The following is a 12559-nucleotide window of genomic DNA, read 5'->3' on the forward strand; positions in this document are numbered from 1 at the left end:
TGGAATATTATTGTCCAGTTGAATCCTGACGGGGCGCGGCGGGAAATTTTAGATTGGTATCACTTAGTTGAAAATTTATGTAAGGTCGGTGGGTCGTTGAAGCGTCTGGCGCAAGGTAAGGAGTTTCTGTGGCAAGGACGAGTCGAGGAAACCATCAATTTATTTAAGTCTTGCCGTCAAAAACAAGCCCAGAACTTTTGTGCTTATTTGGAGAAGCATCGCCGGCGGATTGTTAACTACGAGCAATTGTCAACACAAAAGGTTTGCTCAATCGGTTCCGGAGCTGTAGAGTCGGCAGTAAAACAAATTGATAGAAGGTTGAAAATTTCAGGAGCGCAGTGGTTGATGAAAAATGTCAATCAAATGCTTAAGCTTCGGTGCGCCTACCTTAACGGATCAATATCCGTTTGATGCTCAAAAGCGCAAAACCGGGATGCTCCCGTCGGTAGCTTCTAAGAATGGTGAATTTATCTCAAAATATACTCACCACTGATGAACAGTGTTCAATAAGATGCGTTCCCCCTGGGGGATTTTCCCCTATGTTTAGGGATTTTAGTAGGAGTACCAATGTCAACTAAAAGCGACAACATGGATTGGGCAACACGTCCAGGAGTTACATTGATATTAGCAGATTGCCCCGCGTAGTATATTTTCAACCACTAAATCCCTAGCTAACCAGAGTTGCCAACTCATCAACGGCATTAAATCGCTCCACCGTTCACATTGTTCGGGAGTTCTCAAGTTAGGCAATGTCCAATGTAATCGTTGCTTAGCAAATCGATACCAATGATCCACTCCAAAACGTTGTAAATACTTAAACCAAACTGTTTCGCTTGGGTAGAGTTCGTTCTCCAACCCAAGCCAACCATAAGGGTGGAAACGGCTGACCGTTTGACATGGGCTTCATTCTTTCCACCAGGATTAAATTGACTTTTTGTTTAGGGGCACGATAAAAATGTAAGTCAATCCATTGTCTGACTCGGACTTGTCCCAAATCTGGATGTTCATCAATTTCAATCGTAGTATCAGCTTCGAGCCATGTGGTTGCGTCGTTGAGTCTCATTTTTTGCCCATGTTTCCGTGGTCTACCGCGACCACTATAAGCTGGTGGTGCTGACCATAAGCAGGCATTTTTTCGGACTCTCATTAAACAATCAGCAAGGATGGAAGCTTGCGTTAGCGCCAGCACCCAACTTGCATTTCCATATTCAGCATCCAAAACTGCTAAAACTGGGTTGACACTCTGTTCACAGACAAGTTTGAGTTGGGAAGCTGCTTGAAGTATGGGTGAAGACCCACTACTAATTCTTTCATGAAGTAGGGGTAATGCCCAACTTCCTTGTACTTCAGGTATCCACGCAATTGTACTGTATCCCTGTCCAACAATGGAGCCCCTCTGATATTCATGGGTTCTGTCTTTTAACGTTTTGGCATCTCGTCTCCCCCATGCAGTGTGGTCGATTGCCACTAATATGTGTTCTGTTGGGGGTGCTTCTTTCTGTAATTGCTTCAGATACAGCAACATCAGTTTTTTCCGATCAGGTCTACAGTCTTGTAACGCTTCATAGATGCTTGGCCATTGACGCTTGAATAATGGATTGAGTGAAAATTCCGCTAAACATGACGCATTCGGAGTGGTCATCATTGCATCCATCAGCTCGAATGTTGCATATGAGGCCAGCACCAATAACTCGTATGCTGCTTGACGAAAGTCCTTTAATCGTTCACTGTTCATTTAAGGAGTGGATAGGTTTTATTTTTCACCCTCATTCTCTCCTGGCGCGGTGGCTCTAGTTCTTCTTTTGCCACCGTTCTCATCTTTGGTTAGTCTAAACTACAGTAAATTATCATCAGTATTTATACTGAGCACATAACTGTTATGCTCCCGAAATAGATGCCTACTCTAGCTGGCAATCTCTTGTTTCATCTGTAGAAAAAATTCTTAAATAATTTGGAGATAATTATGTAATTAATTTTGCTTAACTACTTATCCTCGCAAGGGCGATGGCGGGCGAGTTATCGCCCTTGCTACGATGTTTTGGGGTAGGGAAACGGCACTGCCGTGTCCTCAATTGCTGGTAAAAAACCCCGCTTTCTGGGCTATAAATTACAAATATCGAGTTAACTGCACTCGATAGCGTTCCTTCTTAGTAACAGCAACTTCCCCAATTTCCAATCTTCCCTTGCCCGTAACAGCAATTAAATCTCCCGACTTGACATTATAACTAGCTTGAGTAACGTCTTTCCAGTTAACTCGCACGTCGCCACTATCAATCAAATCGGCCATTTTGCTGCGAGACATTGCGAACCCAGCCGAGGCGACAGCATCCAATCTCATGGATGCTTCAACGGTTGTCATTTCTTTCTTTTTGGGTTCTCTAATTTTGAGTTCGCTCAACTCAATGCGCCGCGTTTGCACAGGAACCGATCGCACTTGCTGCAAACTCATCTCCAAATACTCTACCATCTCCGGCATGACAATGGCTTGCGCGCCGCGTTCTCCCAAAACAATCACATCGCCAGTTTTCTCGCGGACAATTCCCGTACCCAACATCGCCCCCAAAAAGTCGCGGTGAGAAGCTGTATCGAACAAGAAATTGCCAGCGATTTCTACCGCAGCAACGTTAACGCTAGCAGAGTCGATCGGGATATCCGATCGCGCGATCGCAATTCTTTGTCTTTCAGCTTGCGGGTAGCCGCCCCAAGCCACTAATTCCACGTCTGTTAAGCGCTTAAATACCGTCAGAGTGTCCGCCAATTCTGGAGGCGACAGAAAATCAGTCAGAGTAACTTCCCAAGTTTTAATTGCTTGTTCCGCTTGGTCGATCGCCCGCGCCACACATTCGCGGTTTTCGATGCCTTTTAACAGTTCTTCTCTTTGTAACATCAGTTAATGCTAGATTCTAATTTGAAATTGCCAAAGCTTGCTGTAACTAAAAAGTCTACTTTTTTAACAGTCGCACTAATTTAATTATAGTCTAAAATCATCAAATAACGAGCGTATGATTTTAGTTGCTGGTAAAGCTGATATGATGAGCACGATTATTGTAGCAAATCTATGAAGTCTTCGAGTTTAAGTTTTTGCAAGAGTTCGATCGAGTATGGCAGCAAAATTGTCCACCCAACTACTTATTCTTCTTCACCCGCAAATACAGTTCTTCCATCGCCTCAATAAACGAACCATCCTTGTGCCAAAACTGTGGAAAATCTCCCTGTTTCTTCACCACGATCGCACTTACGCCACTCTGTACCCCCACATCAATCGTCTGCGGTAATCGCTTCGCACCGTGCCAAAACTCTTTCAGGCTGACCGTTTGCGCCTCACTGGCGATCGCCCGCGTGTAATAGGAATCCACCGCCACAGGGGCCGCTGCATCAGCCATCAACTCCGCCGCCAGCGCCAAGCCCAAAGGCGTTTTTGCTAATTCGCGGTGCAGCACTTCCTTAGAAAGCCCCCGTAATTCAAACAGTAAAAATGGATCTTTGTCCAATTCGGCCGCCACCAAATAATAAACTCCGGCAATATGTTTGCAGGGATTGCTATAGTCTGGGCAAGAGCAAGTAGTCTTAAAGTCCTCACGGCTGCTGGGTAAAAGGTGCAATCCGAGGGGTGCAAAAGCATTTTCAATGTTGTCAGGCATTTCGTTTATTAGCAGCCGAGAAATGAAGCTGGCTTTTGATGCCATTTGGGCGATCGCAACTTTCCACTTTGCCTGACTAATCGGCTCAAACTCAATTTTAGTTTTGTACAGAGGCTCCTTATAAACCCCAAAATAAGGATTAACCGAGCCTCTTACTTCTGCCATCACTAAGCCATCATTAATCTTAAAGCTTTTTACCTTGTCATTCCGTGCATAGGAACGTCCCCGTCCGAGTCGCCCAGAATCTGTAAATCTTTCTAACGCATCGATAAATTTATTGCCCCACCAAGTCCGAGTAAATTGTGACATATTTTTGGGTTTCTCCTAATCTAGAACCGCATTTTTATTGAGCCTAATTAATTTCTTAAATGCCTCATTATCCAACTCAGTCAACCACGACTCATCCGCACCAATAATTGACCCTGCCAATTTCTTTTTGTCTTCAATCATTTGGTCAATCTTTTCTTCCAAAGTGCCAATCGCCACAAACTTATGCACAAACACATTTTTTTCCTGTCCGATCCGAAACGCCCGATCCGTCGCCTGATCTTCCACTGCCGGATTCCACCAGCGATCGAAATGGAACACGTGATTGGCTTTTGTCAGCGTAATTCCCACGCCGCCCGCCTTCAGTGACAGAATAAATACCGAAGGTTCAGATTCTGGATCTTGAAACTCTGAAATCATCCGTTCCCGTTTTTCGCGACTGGTTCCCCCGTGGATGTAGTAAGTGTTGTAATGTAGCGTTTGTTTAATATATTTTTCCAACGCGCTTCCCAGTTCTGTAAACTGCGTAAATACCAATAAACTTTCGCCTTCTGCTTTGACTTCCTCAATCATCTCGATCAGCCGTTCCAGTTTGTGCGATCGCTCTGGTGTAAACTCACTTTCATCTTGCAAAAACTGGCGCGGATGGTTACAAATTTGCTTCAGCTTCAGCAGTGTCGCCAAAATCATCCCCTTGCGCTTCATCCCTTCCGCCGCGTCAATTTCTTGTTCTACCTCTTGGACGATCGCTTCATAAAGCGAAGCTTGCTCGCGGGTGAGATTGCAGTAGAGCTTTTGCTCAACTTTGTCCGGGAGATCCTGAATAATCGACTTATCGGTTTTCAGACGCCGGAGAATAAAGGGTTCCACTAATTTTTTGAGCGCTGCCGATTGCGTGCGACTCCCATTTTTTTGAATGGGGATCTCAAACAACTTCCGAAACTGCGCCTCTTTACCCAGATAGCCCGGATTGAGGAAATTAAAAATTGACCATAAATCCAGCAATCGATTTTCCACGGGTGTTCCAGTCAGCGCCAACCGATGGGTAGCAGGCAACTTTAAGATCGCCTTTGTTTGCGCCGCTTTCGGATTTTTAATATTCTGCGCTTCATCAATTACTAAGCGATGCCACGCTACGCTGCTCAACAGTTTCTCGTCTTTGCGCGCCAAGGTAAAGGAAGTGATCAACATATCACAATCTTGGACGGCGGCTTTAAATGCTTTGGCATCTTGCAAACGTTGAGGGCCGTGGTGAATCAGCGATCGCAATTCTGGAGCAAACTTTTCCATTTCCTTTTGCCAGTTACCAACTACGGATGTTGGCGCAATTAGCAGCGTGGGTAGAACCGAAGGTGCGACCGCTTTTTCTGTCTCTTTTGTAGTAGATAAAACTTCCCGCTCTTGCAATAATCGAGCAATTACCTGCGCCGATTTACCCAAACCCATATCATCGGCAAGACAGCCATTTAATCCCAAACTTTCCAAATAACTCAACCAAGAAACGCCGCGCTTTTGGTAATCCCGTAACTTGCCCTGAAACTTTGCTGGATCTGCAATTAACTCTAACCGACTCTTATCGTTCAGCTTCTCCAACATATCCGATAAAGCCCGATCGCGCTCAACCTCCAACTGTTCGCTCGCTTCTCCTTCTGCCGTCAACTTCATAAAGTCAATCAGGCTTAAATCGGGGTTTTCTTGGCGATGTTTTTTCCAAAACTCCAACATCTCCTGCATCTTGTCTTTGTCCAGTTCCATCCATTGTCCTCGGAACTGCACCAGCGGTGTTTTGCTATTTACTAACGCCTGCCATTCTTGTTCGCTAACCCGTTCACCCCCGATCGCCAATTCATATTGATATTCCACCAAGGAATCCGCCGAAAACAATCCTTTGCCCTTGATGGCAGCGCTCTTGCTGCCCTTCCCTTTGACTTGCAGGCGAATCTTCGCCCGCTGCCGTCCCTTCGGCGTCCACCAAGCGGGGACAATCACTTTATATCCGGCATCTTCTAATACCCAAGCGGACTCGCTGAGGAAGGTGAAGGCATCATCTAAGCTGAGGGAAATGTTAACGGGTTTGTCGGTTTCTAGCCCTTGCCAAAGTTGGGGATAAATGCGGGCAGCGTAGCCGAGATTTGTCAGCAAATGTTGCTCAAAGTTGTCTCCGAATTGTGTTTGCAACTGTTTTTGTTGAGTCGATCGCGATTGCCAATAATCCTGCAACGGCATCCGCAGAGATGGGTCTTTTTTCGCAGCCACCTGAAACTCTAAAACCCAAGGCTGTTCGGGGTTTTCGGGGGATTGTAGTTGAAAGCAGAGGGAGAATGAGTCAGCAGATTGATTGCGCGTAATGCGATCGCGCCAGGTTTGCCATTGTCGGTATTGCTCAAGGCTTACTCGCGCGATTTTTCGTGTTTGGTTGAGGCAGATTTGGAGTAAAGAATCCGCAATCTTATTTTCAAACGATGCTGGGATGGGGGTTTGAGTGACAATTTCCACAATCGCACACTCGGAAAAATGCCGCAGCAACCGTTCGCGATCGTAAAACTTTGGTGTATCTTGTAGCTGGATCTTCCAAAAACCGGACACACAAACTAAAGGCATCCATTCAACATAGCGTTGTAAATCTGTTTCGTACTGTGTTGAAACAATTTCCCATCCTGGATAAATCTCAAAGCTGGGTGCAATTTTGGCAGGTGTTTTTGGAGTTTTTGCAGTGGTTTTTGTTTTTGTCTCGCCCGCTTTCTTACGCCCGCGCGTGGCTTTCTCAGCGGGTTCGGATGTTTCGATGGGTGCGATCGCGATCGCAGCAGTTTCTCGATAGCGCAACGCCGGAATATAATGATCTTTCAGAACAATTTGCTTAAAAAATTGGGTGTAGTGATACCAAAATAGCAAGTCTGAACCAAACTGAACTTCTGCTAAATCGTAGAGGGCAAAAAAATGCAGATCGTTCAATACTTTAGTCAAAGTGTGGGTGGCGATGGCCACACAATCAACTTGCCAATACTCCAACTCAAATGTTTCGGGTAACTCTGTCTCTAAATATCGCGCTAACTCTAAAGAAGGCAACGGCTGGTTGTTGGCAGTGGGCAGTAAAAAATACCGAGGGACGATCGCGTATTCTAGCCCCATCGCACTTGTATTGCTGACTGGTGGCAGTTGAATCCCGGCTTCTTTCGTTAGAAACTCTCTTAACTGTGCCGTCCCCAATTGTCGGGGATGAACCTTAGCAGGCTGTTTTTTCTTTTGAGTGGTTTCAACCCAAATATAAAACGTTCCAGGTTGAATAAAATTCTCTTCTGCTTGAGGAATCCAAGTCCCGTGGAGGATTTTCATAGGTCATACCAAATGCAACCTTTGGCAGCCTATCATATCATCAATTAGCGGGAAAAGATAAGACGGCGGTTGAAACCGCTGCTATACAAACGATGTCTGCCTCCGCGGACTCAAGAGAATAACGTAATTTTACCGCGCTATATTTAACCCGCGTCGGCGGGTTTTGCTTGTGTAGACCCGGTTGCAACCGCCGAGTCTTCTTTCCGATTTAGAAAATATCAGTTAAATCCAACACAAAGCCGGGTAGTACATCTTCACCTGACAGAGTTGCAGGCGAGTCTAAAATTTCCACATCTGAACAGTGACGAGAGATTTCTACTTTTCTATTTTTGCCATCGATCAACCATCCCAACCTCGCTCCATTTTTCACATACACTTTCATTTTAGCCCGCAATTTTTCTAGCGAGTCGGTGGTCGATCGCAATTCCACCACAAAATCGGGACAAATCGGCGCAAATTTCTCTTTTTCTTCGGGAGTTAAAGCATCCCACCTATCGCGCCGAATCCAAGCAGCATCGGGAGAAATATCTGTACCGTCGGGCAGTTTAAATCCAGTCGAAGAATCAAAAGCCACTCCTAAATGTTTATTTTGACGGCTCCAAGATTGAAGTTGATAGTTTAGGTCTGAATTCCGTCTACCTGTCTCGCTACCCGTAGGTGGCATAATAATTAATCCTCCACTAGCAGTGCGCTCAAATCTTAAATCTCGGTTGTCTATACACAACTGAAAAAACTGCTCGTCAGTTAATTCGAGCGTTAATTCTAGGGGAGAATGTAGGGGGATAGTTTGTGATTCCATAACGGCCTCCAAATATTACACGAGTTGAATGTCAACAGTCAACAACAGTCAACCGTCAACTGTTAACAAACAAATAACTTAAGTCTCTGTATAACCTTGGATATTTTCCGGTTTAAACTGCTGCAAAATCTTCGCAGCTTTCCCAGTCAAATCATCAGTACCCTTAACCGCAATCAAAAATTTACCCGCATTCAAACGGTTGCGGTAGGGCAAAGCATCGCCGCTGCCAAAAGCCATGCCCCCGGCTCCGCCAACAACAAAGCTGCCCATCCCGCCGGCGATCGCACCTAGCACTCCGCCGATCGCGTGATCGCCAATTTCGCCCGCCCACGCAAAAGTCTTCAACTGAGTCATCAGACTGAAAGTAACGCCAGCAATAAAGCCAAACGGCACCAGCCAAACAGCCATGAGTTTAGCTTGTTTATCCGCTTGCTGGTTGGGGTCGATCAAGCCAAATTCATCAGCAGTTTTGTAGCCACGGCCCAAAATGCTGACTTGCTTCATGGGCAAGCCTTCTTTTTCCAGAGCATTGTAGGCAGCTTCGGCTTGAATTCGATCGGGCAGTACGGCGATAAGATAATTCATTAGAAAACAATTCCTGATAGTTAGGCTTGAATAGCCAAAGTCTATTATAGACCGAAAAGACATACTAGCTAAGCACTTGGGGGTTTTTCAGACATTCAGAGAGTCCGATCGCCCCCCAAGCTAAAATATTTCATGCAAAAAACGGCCGACCTTGACCGAATACAGATACAATTCAAACTGCACAAAGGCAAGCTTGAGCTGAGCTGTTAGATACTGCTCTAAGTCATAAGTCTCAACTTTGAGCTCGCCAACGCTCGGTCTATTTTTACTATTGCACTCAATTGCTTGCTATGCCTAAAGTTCTAGTATCCGATCCGATCGACCAAGCCGGAATTGACATCCTGTCCCAAGTCGCGCAAGTTGACGTAAACACAGGACTCTCAGCCGAAGAACTGGTACGAATTATTCCAGATTACGACGCTTTAATGATCCGTTCTGGCACCCAAGTTACCAAAGAAATCATTGAAGCCGGGAATTCACTCAAAATCATCGGCAGAGCCGGCGTCGGCGTGGATAATGTCGATGTACCCGCAGCTACCCGCAAAGGAATTGTAGTCGTCAATTCCCCCGAAGGCAACACGATCGCCGCAGCCGAACACGCGCTCGCCATGATGCTCTCAATGTCCCGCCACATCCCGGAAGCCAACGCATCCGTCAAAGGTGGTAAATGGGAACGCAACCGCTTTATCGGCGTAGAAGTTTACAAAAAAACTCTCGGCATCGTCGGTTTGGGCAAAATCGGCTCCCACCTCGCGGCCGCAGCCAAAGCAATGGGCATGAAACTGCTGGCCTACGATCCCTTCATTTCCACCGAAAGAGCCGACCAGTTGGGTTGCCGCTTGGTAGAACTCGAACTGCTGATGCGCGAATCCGACTACATCACCCTGCACATCCCCAAAACGCCGGAAACCCTGCACTTAATTAACGCTGAAGTGCTGTCGAAAATGAAGCCTACGGCCCGCATCATAAACTGCGCCAGAGGCGGCATCATCGACGAAGCAGCCCTCGCAGAAGCCATCAAAGAAGGCAAGATCGCCGGCGCAGCTTTGGACGTTTACGAACACGAACCCCTCGAAGCCGATTCCCCGCTGCGGAGTGTCGGGCAGAACATCGTGCTAACGCCCCACTTGGGAGCATCCACAGCGGAAGCTCAGGTGAATGTGGCGATCGACGTTGCTGAACAAATTCGTGATGTACTCTTGGGGCTGCCCGCGCGATCGGCTGTTAACATACCAGGAATTTACCCAGATTCGATCGAAAAACTCAAACCCTACCTGCAACTCGCCGAAACTCTCGGCAACCTCGTCAGCCAGCTAGCCGGAGGCCGAGTCGATTACCTCAATGTGCAACTTCAAGGGGAATTGGCTAGTAACCAAAGCCAACCCGTAGTCGTTGCCGCCCTCAAAGGCCTGCTCTCCCAAGCCCTGCGAGAGCGTGTTAACTACGTCAACGCCAGCATTGAAGCCAAAGAACGCGGGATTCGCGTCGTCGAAACCAGAGACGCCTCAATTCGCGACTACACCGGCTCCCTGCACCTCTCGGCCAAGGGAACCCTCGGCGAACACACAGTCACGGGTGCAGTGCTCGGTGAAAGCGAAATTCGGATTACCAGCGTTGACGATTTCCCTGTCAACGTGTCCCCCACTCACCATATGCTGTTTACCCTGCACCGCGATATGCCGGGGATTATTGGCAAAATTGGTTCCCAATTGGGTAGTTTTAATGTCAATATTGCCAGTATGCAGGTAGGCCGTAAAATCGTGCGAGGCGATGCGGTGATGGTTTTGAGCCTCGATGACCCTCTACCAGAGGGGATACTGGCGGAGATCCTAAAAGTTCCGGGAATTCGGGATGCTTACACAGTAAATCTTTGACGGATTTTGGAGTTTAGATTTTGGATGCAAGGGCTGATAATGGGTAATGGGTAATGGGTAATTGGTCATTGGCCAGAAAGCGGGAATTTTTCTATTAGCCAATCCTCATCCCTCACTCCCGAGTTCCCGGTCTCCAGTTCCCCTGGGCAAATCTAAAATCTAAAATCTAAAATCTAAAATCGTTGACCCTCTACCAGAGGGGATACTGGCGGAGATCCTAAAAGTTCCGGGAATTCGGGATGCTTACACGGTAAATCTTTGACGGATTTTGGAGTTTAGATTTTGGATGCAAGGGCTGATAATTGGTAATGGGTAATTGATCGTTGGTAATTGGCCAGAAAGCGGGAATTTTTCTATTAGCCAATCCTCCTTCCTCACTCCCCAGTTCCCAGTCTCCAGTTCCCCTGGGCAAATCTAAAATCTAAAATCTAAAATCTAAAATTGTTATGGCACATAGTTGGTGGGAAATTAGAATTCTTTGCGATCCGGCGCTGGAAGATATCATCTTTTGGCGTCTGGAACGGTTTAACTGTAGGGGAAGTGCTACTGAGATCAAAAGCAATTCCTGTCTGATGTCGGCTTATTTGCCCGAAGAACAGGCAGGATTGCTGGATTTGGCGGCTCTGTCTCTGTGGCTGCGTCAAGATGCTCTGTGTGCAGGTTTGCCCCTACCTGCGATGCAGTGGGATTTGATTGAAGATGAGGACTGGGGCAGCACTTGGAAGGAACACTGGCAGCCTCAAGAAGTGGGCGATCGCTTTTTAATTAACCCGGCCTGGCTGCCCCTACCAACTGATACTGATCGCGTCATTTTGCGTTTAGATCCGGGTGTCGCTTTCGGTACCGGTGCTCACGCTACTACTCAACTGTGTCTGGAGTCGCTGGAAATGCGTCTTGGTTTTGATGACAAAGAGTCCATAGTTGCTGATATTGGCTGCGGATCGGGTATTTTGTCGATCGGCGCGGTGTTGTTGGGCGCTACAAAAGTTTATGCTTTGGATACTGATCCTTTGGCAGTGCGATCGACCATTAGCAACAGACTACTCAACCGCGTTAATTCTCAGCAGTTGGTTGCAGAGCTCGGAAGTATCGATCGCTTGAAAGAAATGCTAGATGAGCCGATCGACGGTTTGATATGCAACATCCTAGCAGAAGTAATCATTGATTTGATCCCGCAATTCACTGCAATTAGCAAACCCACTACTTGGGGCGTGCTCAGCGGCATTTTGCTCGAACAAGCTAAGCCAATTGCTGACACTCTCGAACAGCACGGCTGGATTGTCGCTACTCTGTGGAAGCGCCAAGATTGGTGCTGTTTTAATATTCGGCGTAGTTAACAATATGGTAATTGCTAATTGGTAATTTTGAGTTCATGTTTCATCTTTGAGAAGTGAATTTAAATAAATCTCGCACCTGAAAATAAACCGCGCCAGCCCAGTAAAAACCATTCACCAAAATTAACAACGTTTTTCCAGCATAAGAATTAACAAAACCAAAAACGCGGTAAGTTGACAGCAGCACTAACAACATTTCAACCAAAGAAACAATTGACCCGTAGTGCTTCCTATCCCAATAAGAAATCGGACTGATAAAACGGTAATTGCTGAACGGAAAAAAGTGTCGGTGAGCGTCGTCATTGTGGACAGGCAAATCTCCCAGAGAGTGCAGTATCATGCTCATAAACAGAATTTGCACACTTTGCAAGCCAAAGTAATAAGCAATTAGCCAGCCGATTGCCGCCAGAGGGATAGAATGAAACAGAGCCACAATATCTTGCACAAAAGGCTCATAATATGCTTTTGACCAAATTGTACCTGCGGGCAAGCGAGCAATGTATTTCGCCCAAAAGTAAAATAAAAATATCGGAATATCCGGCAAAATTCCGCCGATCACAATAATGAGATTAGCTTGCGGCAGTTGCGGTTTGCCGAGAATTGCGAGATTGATAATAGCGTGGCTGGGAGTCTTCATAAGTAGGGTGCGTCAACTAGGATTATCTTATTTATAATTAATCAGATATTAGCTGACGCACCCTAGGTGTGAGATAATTGGCTCGT

At 46.4% G+C, this 12559-nt stretch carries 9 protein-coding genes and 1 pseudogene; 3 read left to right on the forward strand and 7 right to left on the reverse strand.

Annotated elements, in window-relative coordinates:
• Positions 1-411, forward strand: a pseudogene (locus QT996_RS21980) (ISKra4 family transposase); the annotation flags it as partial.
• A gap of 403 nt (positions 412-814) precedes the next feature.
• On the opposite strand, the gene QT996_RS21985 reads toward QT996_RS21980, so the two are convergent.
• The 6 genes from QT996_RS21985 to QT996_RS22010 form a co-directional block, all read right to left on the reverse strand.
• A complete protein-coding gene (locus QT996_RS21985; protein ID WP_333048913.1) occupies positions 815-1735 on the reverse strand; it encodes a transposase in 921 nt (306 codons plus the stop codon).
• Positions 1736-2107: 372 nt separating this feature from the next.
• Positions 2108-2887, reverse strand: a complete 780-nt coding sequence (locus tag QT996_RS21990; protein ID WP_333048915.1) for a photosystem II S4 domain protein — start codon at positions 2885-2887, stop codon at positions 2108-2110.
• A 238-nt stretch (positions 2888-3125) separates the two neighbouring features.
• Complete coding sequence (locus QT996_RS21995; protein WP_333048917.1) at positions 3126-3950, reverse strand: SWIM zinc finger family protein; 825 nt, start codon at positions 3948-3950, stop codon at positions 3126-3128.
• Between the two features lie 15 nt (positions 3951-3965).
• Entirely contained in the window at positions 3966-7244 is a 3279-nt protein-coding gene (locus tag QT996_RS22000) for a DEAD/DEAH box helicase (protein WP_333048918.1), read from the reverse strand.
• A gap of 208 nt (positions 7245-7452) precedes the next feature.
• A complete protein-coding gene (locus QT996_RS22005) occupies positions 7453-8043 on the reverse strand; it encodes a Uma2 family endonuclease (protein ID WP_333048919.1) in 591 nt (196 codons plus the stop codon).
• A gap of 78 nt (positions 8044-8121) precedes the next feature.
• Positions 8122-8628, reverse strand: a complete 507-nt coding sequence (locus QT996_RS22010) for a hypothetical protein (RefSeq protein WP_333048920.1) — start codon at positions 8626-8628, stop codon at positions 8122-8124.
• 290 nt (positions 8629-8918) lie between these two features.
• Here QT996_RS22010 and serA point away from each other — a divergent pair, with 290 nt between their 5' ends.
• Both serA and prmA read left to right on the forward strand, forming a co-directional pair.
• Positions 8919-10502 carry a phosphoglycerate dehydrogenase gene (gene serA, locus QT996_RS22015; protein ID WP_333048921.1) on the forward strand — a complete coding sequence of 528 codons (1584 nt, stop codon included), beginning with the start codon at positions 8919-8921 and terminating at the stop codon, positions 10500-10502.
• Between the two features lie 446 nt (positions 10503-10948).
• Complete coding sequence (gene prmA, locus QT996_RS22020) at positions 10949-11839, forward strand: 50S ribosomal protein L11 methyltransferase (protein WP_333048922.1); 891 nt, start codon at positions 10949-10951, stop codon at positions 11837-11839.
• Between the two features lie 40 nt (positions 11840-11879).
• Here the strand turns inward: prmA and QT996_RS22025 are convergent, their stop codons facing one another.
• On the reverse strand, positions 11880-12473 hold the full coding sequence (locus QT996_RS22025) for a hypothetical protein (RefSeq protein WP_333048923.1): 594 nt from the start codon (positions 12471-12473) through the stop codon (positions 11880-11882).
• Positions 12474-12559: the final 86 nt, after the last annotated feature.

This window comes from Microcoleus sp. S13C4, assembly GCF_036700865.1.
Taxonomy (GTDB): Bacteria; Cyanobacteriota; Cyanobacteriia; order Cyanobacteriales; family Microcoleaceae; genus Microcoleus.